Raw genomic sequence first — 16,160 nt, forward strand, 5'->3', positions numbered from 1 at the left:
TGTTACTCCTCGCTGGTCTGGGCCTGCCCTTCCACCAGCTCGCGGACAGCTTCAATAAAGGCGTCGCCGCGGTGAGCATAGGAAGAGAACTGATCCATAGAAGCAGCTGCCGGGGCCATCAGCACAGTGTCGCCTGATGCCGCCAGCTGCGCTGCTGACGCAACGGCCCGGAACATCACGGCCGCACCGGAATCCGGCGAGCTGTCCGTGGTGGCTCCGCCCGTTACGGCAGTCTGCATATTTTCAGTGTCGCCCGGCGCCGGCATGATCACGGGGACATCCGGCGCGTGTCGCTGCAGGGCGTCCGCAAGCGCGGCGGTGTCCGTACCGATGAGTACCACAGCCTTGAGCCGGGCGGCGTGGTCCCGGACCAGGTGGTCGTAGCTGACGCCCTTGGACAGGCCGCCCGCGATCCAGATGACGTTTTCAAAGGTGGCCAGTGACGCGGCTGCTGCGTGCGGGTTGGTGGCCTTGGAATCGTTGACCCAGAGCACGCCGTTCTCCTTGGCGACCGGCTGGATGCGATGGTTGCCTGGCACGTAATCCTGGATGCCCTGGCGCACGGCCTTCGCATCCACACCGTAGGCCCGGACGAGGGCTGCAGCCGCAAGGGCGTTGGCCACCATGTGCCGGGGCGCAAACTGCCCCAGGTCGGTCATCGAGGCCAGCTCGGCGGCGCTGTCCCTGCGTTCCTCGATAAACGCGCGGTCGACGAGCAGGCCCTCCACGACGCCGAGCATGCTGATGGCCGGCGTTAGTGTGGTGAAGCCGACGGCCCGGCAGCCCTCCACAACGTCGGCGTCCTCAACCATCCGTTCGGTCTCGATTTGCTCCGCGTTGAAGATGCAGGCCTTCTGGGTCCGTGCGTAGACCTTGGCTTTGTCCGCGAGGTAAGAGTTGTAGGAACCGTGCCAGTCAACGTGGTCCTCAGCCACGTTCAGGCAGACGCTGGCCACCGGCGAAAGCGATTCAGCCCAGTGCAGCTGGAAGCTGGAAAGTTCAACGGCGAAGACGTCGTACTCCACGGGGTCGCGGAGGGCGTCCAGGATGGGGGTTCCCACGTTGCCGACCGCGATTGCCTTCAGTCCGGCGGCCTGCAGCATCGACGCTGTCAGGCCCACCGTGGTGGTTTTGCCGTTGGTCCCGGTGATGGTCAGCCAGTCAGCGGTTTTGTGCCCGTCCCGGACCCGCAGGCGCCAGGCAAGCTCGACGTCGCCCCAGACCGGAATGTGGGCGCGTGCAGCGGCCGCTAGGAGCGCCTGGTCAGGCCGCCAACCCGGGGAGGTCACGATAAGTTCGGGGAAGCTGCCATCGATCTTGGGGATCCTGTTGACGGCTTCCTCGCCCAGGAGCACGTTCACGGCGCCGACGATCTTCAGGGTGTCGGCCTGTGCCTTGGCTGTCCCGGACGTGGCGGCGTCAACCACCACCACCCGGGCACCGAGTTCGATGAGGGTATCTGCCGCGGCGAACCCGGACACTCCGATGCCGGTAACTGCAACGCGCAGTCCCGCCCAATCAGAGTCCCAACTGACCAGGTTTTGCAGGCGGGGAGAAACAGTCACAGGAGCACAACCCATTCAGCGTAGAAAACACCCAGGCCCACGGCCACAAAGAGCCCGCCCAGGATCCAGAACCGGACCACCACCGTGACTTCTGCCCAGCCCTTGAGTTCGAAGTGATGTTGCAGCGGCGCCATCTTGAAGACGCGTTTACCGCCGGTGGCCTTGAAGTAGCCCACCTGGATGATCACGGACAGGGTAATGAGGACGAACAGGCCGCCGATGATTCCCAGCAGCAGTTCCGTCCGCGACAGGATGGCGAAGCCGGCGATTGCGCCGCCGATGGCCAATGACCCGGTGTCACCCATAAAGATCTTGGCCGGGGAGGTGTTCCACCAGAGGAACCCCACGAGGGCGGCGCTCAGAATGGCTGCCAGGAGCGCTAGGTCCAGGGGGTCGCGGACGGAGTAGCAGCCGCTGCCAGCTTCCCGCGGTGACCCGCAGGCCTGGTTGTTCTGCCAGATGCCCATCAGCGTGTAGGCACCGAAGACCATGACCGAGGCGCCGGCAGCGAGACCGTCCAGGCCGTCCGTCAGGTTCACGCCGTTGGTTGCCGCCGTGACGATCAGGTTGGACCACAGGACAAAGAGGATTGCGCCGACCACCGTGCCGGCGAAGGCCAGGTCCAGCCAGGGAATGTCGCGGACCAGGGAGATTTTGGTCGAGGCCGGCGTGAGGCCGTCCGGGTCGGGAAAGTTCAGTGCCAGGATGGCGAAGGCTATGCCTACCGCGGCCTGGAGGATGAGCTTGGCCTTCGCGTCCAGTCCCAGGCTCCGCTGGCGGGAGATCTTGATGAAATCGTCCAGGAAGCCCACCAGCCCCATGCCGACCATCAGGAAGAGCAGGATCAGGGCCGAGGCGGAGGGGCCCGCCGAGTCCGGGTTCATCATCCACATAATCAGGTGGGTCAGTCCGTAGCTGAGCAGGACCGCGCCCACCACCACGGTGCCGCCCATGGTGGGCGTACCGCGTTTGGTGTGGTGGGACGTGGGTCCGTCATCACGGATGAATTGGCCGTAGCTCTTGCGGACAAGCAAGCGGATAAACAGCGGCGTTCCCACCAAGGCAAACAGCAGGGCAAGTCCTGCGCCGATAAGTAGTGCAATCACAGCAGCTCGCTCCCTTCGTCGGTGGGTTCCGTGGATTGTGGGGGTAATGCTATCCGATCGCCCAGATGCCGCAGTCCAACGCTGTTGGACGACTTGAAAAGCACCAGGTCGCCGGGCTCAAGCTCGGCGTTCAGAAGCGCATAGGCGTCCTCGGCGGTTTCGGCAAAGACGCATTCGTCGCCCCAGGAACCCTCCTGGACGGCGGAAACGTAAAGTGCGCGGGCTTCGCGGCCGACGACGACCAGCCGGGAAATGTTCAGGCGGACCACCTGGGTGCCCACAACGGTGTGTTCACGGATTGAATCGGGTCCCAGTTCCAGCATGGCGCCCAGGACGGCCCAGGTGCGCCGTCCGCGGCCCAGGTCGGCCAGGGTGCGCAGGGCCGCCCGCATGGACTCCGGGTTGGCATTGTAGGCGTCGTTGATGATGGTCACGCCGTCAGCACGTTCGGTGCGTTCCATGCGCCAACGGCTTGCTGCTGACTGTGTGCTCAGCGATGCGGCGATGTCCTTGCCGGATACCCCGGCCGCGTACGCGGCCGCTGCTGCGGCGAGGAGGTTGCCGGTGTGGTGGGCACCGATGAGGCGGCTGCTGACGTGCAGGCCTGATTCGGCGCCGGGCAGGACGAGCCCGAATTCCGGGTTGCCCTCAGCGTTTGTGTCTGGATTCTCGGCCCGAACGGTCGCGTCAGGGCGTCCTTCGGCCGAGAAGCCCAGCACGGTGGCGCCGGTGCGGCTGCGCATGGCAGCGACGCGGTCGTCGTCGAGGTTGATGACGGCGGTGCCGCTGGCGGCGAGGGCCTCCACCAGTTCGCCCTTGGCCTGGGCAATGTTTTCCACGCCGCCGAACTCCCCGGCGTGAGCAGTGCCGATGCCGAGGACGACGCCGATGTCAGGCTTCACCATGTCGGCCAGGTATCGGATGTGCCCGATGCCAGTGGCACCCATCTCGATCACCAGGTAGCGCGTTTGGGTGTCGGCTCGGAAGACGGTGAGCGGCACGCCCACCTCGCCGTTGTAGGACCCCTGCGGGGCAACGGTGGCGGCCTGCTGGGTGAGGATGCCGGCGAGGAGGTCCTTGGTGGTGGTCTTCCCGGCGGAACCGGTGATCCCGATGACGGTCAGGGCGTCGCCTGCAGCAGACCGGGCCAGGCGGATCCGACGGACCGCTTCGGCCGCCAGCGCGCCCATGGCCAGCACGGCATCCTCAACCAGGACAGCCGGATAGTTAACGCCGTCCGGCCCCGTCACGGGGCGCTCAGCGAGAACCAGCACCGCACCGCGGCTGAAGGCGGCGGCAACGAAGTCGTGGCCATCGGAATGCTCGCCAGGTTTCGCCACGTACAGCGACCCAGCGGCAGCCTCCCGCGAATCAGTGACCACCGAAAGGGGCGTGATCCCCGGATCGGCGTCCAGGCGGCCGTGTGTGATATCGGCGATTTCCGCCGCAGTAAGTGCAATCATCTCGGTCTAGGACTCTATCCGGTCGTCTCGGAGAACGGTGAATCCCCTGGCTGTCAAGGCGTTCCGCAGTTCCACCCGGTCGTCCAGTGCAAGATTGACGCCCTTGACTTCCTGCCAGACCTCATGTCCCCGGCCCGCCACCAGGATGGTGTCGCTTGGACCGGCCAGTTCTACGGCGCGCCGGATGGCGGCGCCGCGGGGATAAACCTCTTCGATGACACACCCTGGCGATTCCTGTTCGCGCGCTGACCGCGCGCCCGCCAGCACATCTGCCCTGATGGCCGCAGGGTCCTCGTCGTGGGGGTCGTCATCCGTGACGATGACGATGTCGGCCATCTTTGCGGCAACGGCTCCCATGGCGGGCCGCTTGCCCTGGTCGCGCTGTCCGGTGGCTCCGAAAACCACGATCACCCGGGAGCCGGGCAGCGGTGCCCTGACCGCTTCCAGTGCGCGTGCCAGGGCATCAGTGTTGTGGGCGAAGTCCACTACGGCCGCCGGTTCTTCAGAGACGAGCTGCATCCGTCCCGGTACAGCCACGGTGAAGGGGTCCTGGTGGTCCAGGGCGGCCTGCACGGTGGCGGCGTCCATTCCGCTGGCCATGACCATTACCGTGGCCAGCGCGGCGTTGGCCACGTTGAAAGTGCCCGGCAGGCCGGTGTGGACGTTGAGGTTAACGCCGTCGGGTCCCCGCAGGCTGAAGTCGGTTCCCAATCCGCGCGCATGGGTGGCCGTAACGGTCCAGTCGCTGGGAGCTCCACCGGGTGTCATCGAGAGGGTGGTGACCGGGATCCGTGCCGTGGCGGCAAGCCGGCGGCCCCATTCGTCGTCGACCGTCACCACAGCCCTGCGGGCACGGCCCGGCGAGAACAGCTCCGCCTTTGCGGCGAAGTAGTCCTCCATGGTGCCGTGCAGGTCCAGATGGTCCTGCGTCAGGTTCGTGAAACCGGCGATATCGAAGAGCACACCGTCCACCCGCTGGAAGGACACGGCGTGGGAGGAGACTTCCATGGACGCGGCGTCCAGTCCCCGTTCCCGCATGAGGGCGAGCAAGCCGTGGAGATCCGGTGACTCAGGTGTGGTCAAGAGGCTGGGAACCGGTTCTCCGCCGGCCACGATTTCGATGGTTCCGATCAGGCCCGTCTGCTGCCCGAGCGCACGGAGCAAGGCGTTGATGAAGTACGTGGTGGTGGTCTTGCCGTTGGTTCCCGTCACACCATACAAGCGCGGCGTCCGCCCAGCTGTTGGCTGGCTCTGGTAGATCATGGCGGACAGCGGCCCCACCACGTTGCGCGGTCCGTCCACCACCAGGACGGGGACGGCGGTGTCCGCGGACAGCGCGAGAAGGCGTGCGCCGGCGTCGTCGGTCAGTACTGCCACCGCTCCCCTGCCGACCGCCTGCGACACGAAGTCAGCTCCATGGCGGGAAGCACCCGGCAGCGCCACATACAGGTCGCCCTGTTCCACTGTTCGCGAATTCAGTGAAATTCCCGTGACGCTGATGGCAGCGGAGGCACCCGGGACCTGCACCCCGATTGCGTCGCCGATCGTGTCCAGACGGACCGCAGCAACTGCCGTAGGCCTGAACCGCGCGGCGGCCGGTTCCCCTGCCGGCCCCGCCTTGCTAGCTGATGCCTTCTGCTCTGACAAGGAAATCTCCGATGGTGGTGCTAGTGGATCATGCCCGCGGGAGACTGCTTCCGCTGCGGGCGTTAAGGGAACTGCTGCCTGGTTTGATGCTACTTGGCGTACTGCGGCAGCCTGGCCGGTTCGCCCGTGGACGGCTGCACGTTGTAAGTGCGCAGCGCCTGGCTCATGACCGAACGGAACACGGGCCCCTGCGTAATGCCGTAGATATTGCCCTTGGGACGCTGCAGCACCACCTCAACAATAAACCGGGGATCATCCATCGGCGCCATCCCCACAATTGAAGCGGTGAAGCCGCAGAACCCTGACTTCCCGTCGTCGCACGGCGATTCAGAGGTTCCGGTTTTTGCCCCCACCCGGTATCCGTCGATCGCGGCGTCCTTGATCTGGCCTTCGGTCACCGCGCTTTCCAGGATGTCCTGGACCTGCTGCGCGGTGCCGTCCGACACCACCTGGCGGGAAGGCTGCGGGGCGACTTTCTCCTCTGTTCCGTCCGGTGAAACGTACGCGTCAATCAGGCGCGGCTGGAGCATCACACCGTTGTTGGCGATCGTCTGGAAGGCTCGGACTGTCTGCAGGGTGGACTGCGATACGCCCTGGCCGAACAGCACCGTGTATTCCTGGCGGCCGTCCCACTGGTCCGCCGGTGTGAGAATGCCGGAGGCCGTAGCCGGCAATCCAATGTCCGGGGCTTCGCCGATGCCGAATTTCTTAAGCCACTCGTACCGTTGTTCCTTGGTCAGCCGCGACCCGGCCGCCACGGTGCCGGTGTTCATTGACCAACCCAGGATGCCGGCGAGCGTGCGCTCTTCGGTGCCATGGGTAAAGGCGTCTGTGAAGGTCTGGCCGTCCACGGTGTACGACGGTCCGAGTGTGAAGGTATCCAGGGGGCTGGATTTTCCTTCTTCAATCAGGGCCGCGGCCGTGATCATCTTCTGTACCGAGCCTGGCTCATACGCTGCGGTCACGGAGCGCACGCCGCGGTCCTTGGCGGCTACCCGCCCGGGATCGTTCGGATCCGGGGCATTAGTGTCCGCCATCGCGACAATGTCACCGGTCTTGGCATCCATCACGGTGATGACACCCCACTCGGCGCCCTGTTTGTCTGACTGGCTCTGAATGGCCTGCTGGGCGAAATACTGGAGATCGGAATTGAGCGTGAGCTTGACGTCCTTGCCGTCCTCCGGCGGTGTCAGCTCATCCACGCCGACCGGAATCCGGAGACCGTCGGCACCGATCTCGAAGAGCCGCTTGCCGTCCTTCCCGCGCAGCAGCCCATCCTGCGTCTGCTCGATCCCCGCCTGGCCCGTGTTGCCATCCTGGAGGAAGCCGATAATACCGCCGGCCACGGAACCGTTGGGGTACACGCGTTTGCTGACGCCCTCAGTGACGATGCCGGGAATACTGAGATCCGAGACCCTGAGCTCAACGTCCGGCTTCAGGTCCTTAGCGACGATGTGGTACTTCGATTCGCCCGTCACGGCGTTCCTGAGTTCGTCAGCGTCCATGCCCAGGACAGCCGCGAGCTCGCTGATGCCCTGGTCCCGGCTGACTTCAACAAGTTTGTCCACGCCCTCCTCCAGGCGCCAGAACTTCTCTGTCTTGGTGTTGGTGGTTTGGTCCACCACAACGTTGTAGCGGATCACACTGTTGGCCAGGACCGTCCCGTTGGCGCCAAGGATGCTGCCGCGTTCGGCGGGGAGGGAAGTCTCGCGCATCCGGTAATCGAGCGCAGCTGCGGCCATCCCGCCGACGTCGAGCCCTTGGACGAAAAAGAGCTTGCCGCCCACCACTAATAGCAGCGTCAGCATAATGCCCAGGCCGAGGCGCAGCCGCTTGGTGGCGTTAGGGGCCTTGCCGCTTTTTGCCTTGCCGGTCCTCTGCGCCACCGTGATTCCCTTGCTGCTCGCCTGTTGCCTGTTTATTACCTGACTGGCTACCCTTCAGCGGCTACCGGTTAGACCCGGGCACCTTCTGTTCGGGTGCTGGAACCGAACCGCCGTGGAGCTCCACGGCACGTGCCGGTGGTGCGGGCGCTTCAGCCGGCGGTGCTGCAGCGGCAGGTGCCGCTGCCGGGGCCGGTGCAGGGGCCGCAGCAGGGGCCGCAGCAGGGGCCGGTTTCTCGGCAGCCGGTTTACGGTTCGTCAGCGGCTCCCACTTCGTTGCCGGGGGAACCACGGTGAGCACTCCCTCTACGGCTGGAGCAGGGATAACCGATCCAGCCGCGCCACCCTTCACCGCCGGAGTTGCCTTGCCCGTGACGGCAAGGGTGGAGAGGTCGATCTGGCCTTTGACGGTCGAAGCCACCATGCCCAGGTCTGAGGCCTTTGCCGCCAGGTTCTGGGGCGCCTCGAAGTTCTGGACCTGCTGTGTCAGGTCCTGGTTCTGCTTGGTCAGCGTGCTTTGCTTACCCCTCAGTTCCACGAGCTGGTACTGGGAGGTAGAAACTGAGATGTTCAGGACCAGCACGGCTACGAGCGCAACAGCGAGCAGGGCGAAACACATCACCACAAACGGCGCACGGCGCTTCTTGGGGGCGGAACGCACCACAGACAGGGGTGTGCGTTCCCTGCGGCCGGGGCCAGAGGGAAGCGACCTGATCGCCGGGGCGCTGCTGCCGGAGACGACCGGAAAGTTCTTGACGGCGGCAGTGCTCATGCGTCTCTCCTGGCTCTGATACGTTCCACGGCCCGCAGCCTGGCGGAGGCCGCGCGCGGATTTTCTGCAATCTCGACGGCGGTGGGTACCTCGGTGCCCTTGGTCAGGGTTTTGAGGAAGGCCTTGTGTTCCTCAAGCTCCACCGGAAATCCGAGCGGCGCGGAGGATTTGGAGCCAGCCTGGAAAACTGATTTGACGATTTTGTCCTCGAGGGAATGGTAAGACATCACCACAATGCGTCCGCCCAGGGCCGTTGCTGCCACGGCGGCAGGAACAGCGCGCTCGAGCACGTCGAGTTCCTCGTTCACTTCAATGCGCAGTGCCTGGAACGTCCGTTTGGCCGGGTGGCCGCCCGATTTGGCGGCTGCCGCCGGCACCACGGAGCGGATCTGTTCCACGAGTTCCCCGGTGGTGGCGAAAGGCTTAACTGTCCTCGCCGCGACAATCCTGTTGGCGATCCGGCCGGCGAACTTCTCCTCGCCCCACTTCCGGATGATCCTGACGAGATCCTCTTCGCTGTAGTTGTTGACCACATCTGCTGCGGTCTGCCCGCGGCTGGTGTCCATCCGCATGTCCAGCGGAGCGTCAAAGGAATAGGCGAAGCCTCGCTCACGCTCGTCCAGCTGCAGGGATGAAACGCCCAGGTCCATCAGGATGCCATGAACCTGTGCCACGCCCAGGTCTTCGAGGACGTCGGCGATTTCGTCGTAGACGGCGTGGACCAGGTCAGTCCGGGAAGCGAAAGGCGCCAGCCGCTCCCCGGCCAGTGCCAGGGCTTCCTCATCACGGTCGATGCCGATCAGGTGCAGATCCGGGAAACGCTCCAGCATAGCTTCGGAGTGGCCGCCCATGCCGAGGGTCGCATCAATCGCGATGGGGGTTTCACCTCGGAGGCGGGCAGCTTCGAAGCCGGGGGCCAACAAATTGATGCACCGGTCCTTGAGGACCGGCACATGGCGTTCGGACGTTGGCTTCGGGTCATCGTTCATGCCTTCGTCCTTTCCTGCCGTGGGTGCTGGTGTGCTGCTTCTTGAGCCAGATCCCCATCCGCGCCTATCGACCTGCCGGCCTGGCTCCGGGGAAGTGAGCCAGGTTGACTGTCCGATGGGCGGCTGGAGATCTCGTTCAAGAAGCGTCCGCCGGGCCGTTCAGGTGATCACAGGATCCCCGGAATGGCATCGTCGGTTTCGGAGAAGGCGGTTTCCTTCTCCGCGAGGTACTCGTTCCAGGCCTGGGCATCCCAGATCTCGGCCCGGGTTCCTGCACCGATAACGGCCAGTTCCCTGCCGAGGCCTGCGTACTCCCGGAGCGCAGCCGGAATGGTTATGCGCCCCTGCTTGTCAGGTACCTCGTCCGAGGCTCCAGAGAGAAAGACGCGGATGTAGTCCCGGGCCTGCTTGGAGGAAATGGGCGCCTCCCGCATTTGCTCGTGGACACGTGCAAATTCCTGCTCACTGAAGACGTAGATGCACCGTTCCTGTCCCCTGGTGAGAACAAGCCCGCTGGCAAGCTCCTCACGGAACTTCGCAGGGAGGATAATTCGGCCCTTTTCGTCCAGACGTGGCGAGTGTGTGCCCAGAAACACTGGCCCACCGCCTGTCTGCCGTCAGGAACTGCACATCCCCTGTGTTGCAACTACCCTCTTATGTCCTCCACATTACTCCACTTTCCACCACAGTCAACGCAAATCAGGCCAATATTCCCCCATTTCAGGCCTTCGTCCCCCAAATGGCGCGGGAGCAGGCGGTGGATGGAAGTGGAGGGCCCGGCGCCGTTTCGGCGCAAACCATAACTGCCCGACGGCGGTGCCAGGCCGCCGTCGGGCTCTCATCTGATGCCGGCGGCGGATCCGCGGTCCCCGGGCTCCCCAACCACGTAGGAGTAGGTGCCGGTTTGAGCGCTCAAACAGACCCCTAGCGCTACCTGCCTCCGGGTTAAAAGCAGAAGACCCGCCGGGGCGGGTCTTCTGCTGCGGTCATCCTGACCGAGGGGAGGGAAATGGAGGACGGCACGGCCTATCGCCGTGGAACCGTTCCTGCTGGCGCTGCCTTAGGATTCGTCGCGGCGACGCTCGTCCCAGCGTTCTTCCAGGCTGGACATAAAGGAACTCCGGGGCTTCCCGGACTTACCAGTGCCAGGTGCGGAGCGCTGCTTGCCGCCGGACGCGTTACGCATTGTGGCGAAGTACACACCCGCGCCCATAACCACGAAGCCCAGGACACCGACGAAGATGTTCTGGACTGTAACGCCGACCAGGAGCAGGGCGATCCCCGCGAGGGCGCAGAGCACCCCAATCACGATGTGACGGGTGGACCACGTTCGTCCAGGGTCCGAACCCATGGAATTCGCGAACTTCGGATCGTCCTCGTGCAGCTGCTTCTCCAGCTGCTCCAGCAGCTTCTGTTCGTGCTCCGAGAGCGGCATCACGACCTCCTTAAGTAGGCCAACGTCCGGGCTGGTCCCATCCCGTACTACTGCTCCGATAACGACCGACATGCCCGGGAGGTTCCCGCCCCGCCGACGATGGCGGAAGGCGAACACCGGCATGCGGGCCATTGGAACTGCAGCATGTCCAAGAAGTCCGGCAATAACTGAAAACTATGTACATATAAGGATAGTTTGTCAGGGGCCGTTCTGAAAGACGGCCATCACCTCCCTGAAACTCGCAGGAAAGGTGCCGGCGCCCTGCTAAGACCCGTTTCCGGAATCCAGCAGACTGGCGGGGAGGACGGATTTGCTTCCGAATTTTCGGCTGACCTCGTCCAGGGCCTGTTCTGCTGCCCGCCAGTTGTCATCCCGGCGGTCAAGGCTCAGCTGAAGGGACGTGTGGGCGGTGGCTTCGAGCTGCTCGGCCCGGATGCCAACAAGCCGCACTGTCATGGGACGGCTCCCCAATGATTCCAGGAGCTGGATGGCCACGGCATAAATCAGCTGGGCGCTGTCCACGGGTGTGTGCACAGTGCGGCTCCTGGTGATGGTGGAAAAGTCGGCGTAGCGGAGCTTCAACGCCACCGTCCGTGCCACCATCCCCGAACTCCGCAGCCGTCCTGCCGTCCGGTGGGAAAGCCGCAGCAATTCCCGGGCGATCAGCCCGTCATCGCCTGTGTCCACGGCGAACGTCTCCTCAGCCCCGATGCTCTTCTCGAGCCTCACGGGGGTCACGGGCCGCGGATCGATCCCCCACGACAACCGGTACACGTGCTCACCCGTGGCACCCAGCATTTTCTTCAGGGAGGACACCGGCGTGGCCGCCACGTCCGCCACCGTCCGGATGCCCATCCGGGCAAGGACCTCCGTAGTCTTCGCGCCGATTCCCCACAAGGCCCCGACGGGCAGGCTGTGGAGGTAGGGCACTGTCTCGTCGGGTCCAATCAGCAACAGCCCGTCCGGCTTGCAACGCGTGGAAGCAATCTTGGCTACGAACTTACTGGCTGCAATGCCCACGGAGGCCGTAATGCCCAGTTCGGCAGCCACCCGGCGTCGGATCAATTCACCGATGACGCGTGGGGGTCCCAACCGGCGGATGGCGCCGCCGACGTCCAGGAAGGCTTCGTCCACGCTCAGCGGTTCCACCAGATCGGTGATGGACTCGAAGATTTCCATCAGCTGGGCGGAAACCTCGTAGTACAGCTTGTGGCGCGGTTCAATGATGACCGATTTGGGGCACATCCTGGCGGCGACCACCATGGGCATGGCGGACTTCACCCCGAACGCGCGTGCTTCATACGACGCCGAGAGGACCACGGAGCGGTCCGCGGGAAATCCAACGATTACCGGTTTGCCGCGGAGTTCCGGCCGCGTGCGAAGCTCCACGGAGACGAAGAAGGCGTCCATGTCCACGTGCATGATGCAGTTACGCCGGAGCTCACGAAGACCCGCTTCGGTGTACTGGTTGTTCCGCTCAGGCCCCACACCGGCAATTGTATCGGTTGGTACTGACTAAACTGGAGGCTGAATCCGGCATCAACACCAGGAGGACAGTCCCTGTGACCGTCATGAGAAGTCTTAAGCCAACAGGATTAGCGGCACTGGCCGCGGGCGCAATACTGGCCCTCGCCGCCTGCAGCCCCGCGGAGCCCGGAGTGACGTCATCCTCCTCATTTACATCCGCACCAGCGTCGGACAGCGCCAGCATTACCGCCTCCGCCAGTCCGACGGCGTCGCCCGGAACGTCCGCCACTGTGGGGACAATCGTTGCAGGGTTCCCGGAAACGCTGCTTCCCCTGATGCCCGGCGCCACGGTGGTTTCGAGCAGCTTTGACAAGACATCAACGCCCGCCACCGCGGCACTCGTGGCCAGCATCAACGCCCCGACTGCCGCCGTCGTGGATTTCTACACCAAGCACCTGGAGGGGCAGGGATTCAAAGCCGTCCCCGGCGACGCTGTGGGCGCCGTTGCTTCCAAGGATTTCGTCCGGAACGAGTCCGAGACGGTCAACATCGCCGCCGTGGAAGCGGCCGGTGTCTCGACGTTCACCATCGGCGCCAACGTGGCTGCTGAGTCAGCCAAGTGAGCGTTTCGGAGCAGTTAAGGATTGAGCAGACTGAATTCGTCGCCGCCGTTGCCGGTGAGCTGACAGACTTCCTCACCACGCGGCAATCCCTGATGGCCGCCATTTCACCCGATATCGATCCCATTATGGGTTCCATTTCCAACCTGGTGACCGGCGGCAAAAGGCTCCGCGCGCTTATGTGTTATTGGGGGTGGCGCGGCGCGGGCGGCGAGCCGTCGGCCCAGGAAATCGTGACGGCGGGATCGGCCCTGGAGCTTTTCCAGGCAGCTGCCCTGATCCATGACGACATCATTGACCGCTCGGACACGCGGCGGGGCGGCCCCAGCGTGCATCGCCGCTTCAGCCAGCTGCACCACGCGCAGGGCTGGGCGCTGGACAGCGAGCGGTTTGGGCATGCAGCCGCGATCCTCACCGGGGATCTTTGCCTCTCGTTCAGCGAGGAGGCCTTCACGGACATCGGCGCACAGGCGGCTGCAGGCAGCAGGGCTCGGCTGATCTTCAACCTCATGCGTGCCGAGGTGATGGCGGGGCAGTATCTTGACATCCTGGAGGAAGTGGCCGGTCCTGTCCGGGACCGGGCCGGAGCAGTGACGCGGGCACAGTCCATCATCAGGTTCAAGTCCGCCAAATATTCAACTGAGCACCCGCTGGCGCTTGGCGGCGCCTTGGCGGACGCGCCGGACGAGTTGCTCCGGGGCTACTCGGCCTTCGCGTTGCCGCTGGGCGAGGCGTTCCAACTGCGCGACGACGTCCTGGGCGTCTTTGGGGACCCTGTCACTACGGGCAAGCCGGCAGGTGACGATCTCCGCGAAGGCAAGCGGACCGTACTCATTGCCCTCGCGCTGGGCCAGGCATCTACCGCAGAATCGGCGTTTATCGATGCGAAGCTGGGCAGCCCTGACCTGGGCGACGCCGATGTGGCCGAGATCCGCCGGATCATCGAACAGTCGGGGGCGCTTCAGGCCACTGAAGTGCTGATCAACGAATTTGGCGCCGCGGCGTATGATGCGCTGGAACAGCTACCGCTGGAAGAACTGCCCAAGACCGCCCTGCGGAAGCTGGCGGAAGCGACGGTCAGCCGCGCATCCTGACGTTGGCGCCCGTCGTCTTGGCCACGTCCGCGGGCCCGGCGCCTTCCGGGCCCTTGTGCTGCTTACCAGGCCAGGGTCTGGGCCCGGCGCCTGATTTCCGTCTTGCGGCCTTCCCGCAATGCATCAATCGGCCGGCCGCGGAGCGACTCGTCGGGGGTAAACAGCCAGACGATGAGGTCCTCATCGGAATAGCCGGCGTCCGCCAGGACCACAATGGTCCCTTTGAGGCTGTCGACAACCTGGCCGTCCAGGATAAACGCGGCCGGAACTGAACGTATCCGGCGCTCCCCGACCCGCAGGGCCGCCAAAGCGCGTTCATCAATAAGGCCATGGACTCTCGTAATCGAAACGTCCAACAACTGCGCGACATCCGGCAGGGGCAGCCACTCGCCCACAAGGCTTTCTACGTTACTCACGGATCAAGGTTGCCACGGCCGGAGCCCTGCCGCCTAGTCGGGATTGGCCGCCACTGCCGCGAATCACGCGACACTCCATAAAACTCTTCATTCTGCGTGGGGCGGAATTCTTGTGCTAAGCGAACTTTCGTGAGAGATTCACATAGATCACATTTGAAACATCAATAACTTAAGTAACACTAGTATCAATAGTCACATCGCATCTCCCGCCCCCGGCAGTTGAAGAAGAGGATTCTTTCCATGACGACGTCCCGCTCGCCAAAGCAGCCTTCCAGGCAGAGCCTGCCCATGATTGCTGTCACCACAGCAGCGCTTCCTGCGGTTGTCCTGTCGTCGTTGGCCCTCGCCCAGCCTGCTGCCGCAGAGGCCCCTGCCCGCGCTATCCCGGCAACCCTTGCCGCCGCGATGAAGGCCCAGGCAGCCGAACCTAAAGCTGCCCTGATCCCGGCGGCCTCGGTTTCCACTACTATTCCGGCTGCCTTCCAGCCCATGCAGCCGGCGGCTCCCGCGGAATACACCATTGCCCGGGGCGACACCATCAGCGGAATCGCCGGCAAATTCGGGCTGGACACGTACGAGGTCCTTAAGCTCAACAACCTCCAGCCGAACACCATCATCTACCCCGGCCAGAAGATCAAGCTGTCGGGCACGGGTTCCGCCCCCGCCCCGGCTCCTGCGGCCCCTGCCGCGGCCGCTCCGGCCAATGCCGGAGGCAGCTACACCGTAAAGTCCGGCGATACGCTCGGCGCCATCGCGGCCCGGCACAATGTCAGCCTGTCGGACGTTTTCAGCTGGAACGGCCTGAACATGCGCTCCATCATCTACCCCGGCCAGAAGATCAAAGTCGGCGCTGGTGCTCCCGCAGCCCCGGCTGCACCGGCTTCGGCAGTCCGGCCTTCTTCCGCTCCCGCAGCGCCGGCTCCCGCGCCTGCTCCTGCTCCTGCTGCGCCTGCTCCCGGCGGTTCATACACGATCAAGGCCGGCGACACCCTGTCAGCGATCGCCTCCCGGCACGGCGTGAAGCTCTCGGACATCCTGGCGGCCAACCAGCTGAGCATGACTACTGTCATCTACCCCGGCAACAAGCTGGTCATTCCCGGCGCCTCCATTCAGCCCGCTTCCTCCACCCCGGTCGCCCCGGCGGCCCCCGCCGCGCCGCTGGTGCCGAGCTCCTTCCTGGGGTTCACCTACCCCGCGGCCGTTGTGAGCTCTGCCAACGAGAACAAGGCCTTGCTGAACGCCTCTCCCGTACCGTCCCGGGCCGAGATGCGCGCCATTGTGGCCGACACGGCCCGCCAGATGGGAGTTAACCCCTCCCTGGCCCTCGCCTTCGCGCACCAGGAGTCGGGCTTTGACCAGCGTGCGGTTTCACCCGCCAACGCGATCGGCACCATGCAGGTCATACCGTCCTCCGGGCAGTGGGCCTCAGACCTCGTAGGGCGGAAGCTGAACCTGCTGGACCCCTACGACAACGCAACGGCCGGCGTGGCGATCATCAAGCGGCTTATCGCCACCAGCAAGGACCTGGACACAGCAATTGCGGGGTACTACCAGGGCCAGTACTCTGTCAGCAAATATGGCATGTACGACGACACCAAGGCCTACGTAGCTGCCATCAAGGCGCACCAGAAGAACTTCGGCTAAAGCCGCCGCGCCATGATTCCCCGGGCCTGCTGAAGCCGGCCCAAGGGGGTAACGATAAG

Annotated in this window: 14 protein-coding genes; 3 read left to right on the top strand and 11 right to left on the bottom strand. The window is 64.5% G+C overall.

The window, feature by feature from the left end:
- Positions 1-2 precede the first annotated feature (2 nt).
- From murD to dinB, 10 genes are all read right to left on the bottom strand, one after another.
- On the bottom strand, positions 3-1,580 hold the full coding sequence (murD, locus tag NG701_RS17720) for a UDP-N-acetylmuramoyl-L-alanine--D-glutamate ligase (RefSeq protein ID WP_252569312.1): 1,578 nt from the start codon (positions 1,578-1,580) through the stop codon (positions 3-5).
- Positions 1,562-2,671 (bottom strand): phospho-N-acetylmuramoyl-pentapeptide-transferase, encoded by a 1,110-nt coding sequence (gene mraY, locus NG701_RS17725; protein WP_056342244.1) that lies wholly within the window; start codon positions 2,669-2,671, stop codon positions 1,562-1,564. The genes murD and mraY overlap by 19 nt, the downstream gene beginning before the upstream one ends.
- Positions 2,668-4,134 carry a UDP-N-acetylmuramoyl-tripeptide--D-alanyl-D-alanine ligase gene (locus NG701_RS17730; RefSeq protein ID WP_252569315.1) on the bottom strand — a complete coding sequence of 489 codons (1,467 nt, stop codon included), beginning with the start codon at positions 4,132-4,134 and terminating at the stop codon, positions 2,668-2,670. The genes mraY and NG701_RS17730 overlap by 4 nt, the downstream gene beginning before the upstream one ends.
- Positions 4,135-4,140: 6 nt before the next feature.
- Positions 4,141-5,781 (bottom strand): UDP-N-acetylmuramoyl-L-alanyl-D-glutamate--2,6-diaminopimelate ligase, encoded by a 1,641-nt coding sequence (locus NG701_RS17735; RefSeq protein WP_374208707.1) that lies wholly within the window; start codon positions 5,779-5,781, stop codon positions 4,141-4,143.
- A gap of 89 nt (positions 5,782-5,870) precedes the next feature.
- Positions 5,871-7,667, bottom strand: coding sequence for a peptidoglycan D,D-transpeptidase FtsI family protein (locus NG701_RS17740; RefSeq protein ID WP_252569317.1), 1,797 nt, complete (start codon positions 7,665-7,667; stop codon positions 5,871-5,873).
- 61 nt (positions 7,668-7,728) lie between these two features.
- Entirely contained in the window at positions 7,729-8,436 is a 708-nt protein-coding gene (gene ftsL, locus NG701_RS17745; RefSeq protein WP_252569319.1) for a cell division protein FtsL, read from the bottom strand.
- Positions 8,433-9,425, bottom strand: coding sequence for a 16S rRNA (cytosine(1402)-N(4))-methyltransferase RsmH (rsmH, locus tag NG701_RS17750; RefSeq protein ID WP_252569320.1), 993 nt, complete (start codon positions 9,423-9,425; stop codon positions 8,433-8,435). Before rsmH ends, ftsL begins: the two co-directional genes overlap by 4 nt.
- Positions 9,426-9,592: 167 nt before the next feature.
- Positions 9,593-10,021, bottom strand: a complete 429-nt coding sequence (mraZ, locus tag NG701_RS17755) for a division/cell wall cluster transcriptional repressor MraZ (protein ID WP_058929387.1) — start codon at positions 10,019-10,021, stop codon at positions 9,593-9,595.
- Positions 10,022-10,485: 464 nt separating this feature from the next.
- The gene (locus NG701_RS17760; protein ID WP_056342262.1) at positions 10,486-10,860 is read right to left on the bottom strand and encodes an SCO2097 family morphological protein; all 375 of its coding nucleotides are present in this window, start codon (positions 10,858-10,860) and stop codon (positions 10,486-10,488) included.
- A gap of 264 nt (positions 10,861-11,124) precedes the next feature.
- On the bottom strand, positions 11,125-12,282 hold the full coding sequence (gene dinB, locus NG701_RS17765; RefSeq protein WP_256472283.1) for a DNA polymerase IV: 1,158 nt from the start codon (positions 12,280-12,282) through the stop codon (positions 11,125-11,127).
- Between the two features lie 140 nt (positions 12,283-12,422).
- Between dinB and NG701_RS17770 the strand changes: the two genes are divergently transcribed.
- Together NG701_RS17770 and NG701_RS17775 are read left to right on the top strand one after the other, a co-directional pair.
- A complete protein-coding gene (locus tag NG701_RS17770) occupies positions 12,423-12,950 on the top strand; it encodes a hypothetical protein (protein ID WP_252569325.1) in 528 nt (175 codons plus the stop codon).
- Entirely contained in the window at positions 12,947-14,041 is a 1,095-nt protein-coding gene (locus tag NG701_RS17775) for a polyprenyl synthetase family protein (RefSeq protein WP_252569328.1), read from the top strand. Before NG701_RS17770 ends, NG701_RS17775 begins: the two co-directional genes overlap by 4 nt.
- A gap of 62 nt (positions 14,042-14,103) precedes the next feature.
- Here NG701_RS17775 and NG701_RS17780 read toward each other — a convergent pair whose 3' ends face one another.
- Positions 14,104-14,457 (bottom strand): Rv2175c family DNA-binding protein, encoded by a 354-nt coding sequence (locus NG701_RS17780; protein ID WP_058929391.1) that lies wholly within the window; start codon positions 14,455-14,457, stop codon positions 14,104-14,106.
- 240 nt (positions 14,458-14,697) lie between these two features.
- Between NG701_RS17780 and NG701_RS17785 the strand changes: the two genes are divergently transcribed.
- Positions 14,698-16,101, top strand: a complete 1,404-nt coding sequence (locus tag NG701_RS17785) for a lytic transglycosylase domain-containing protein (RefSeq protein ID WP_252569330.1) — start codon at positions 14,698-14,700, stop codon at positions 16,099-16,101.
- The last annotated feature ends 59 nt before the right edge of the window (positions 16,102-16,160 follow it).

The sequence above is a fragment of the Pseudarthrobacter cellobiosi genome (assembly GCF_023913815.1).
Lineage (GTDB): Bacteria > Actinomycetota > Actinomycetes > Actinomycetales > Micrococcaceae > Arthrobacter > Arthrobacter cellobiosi.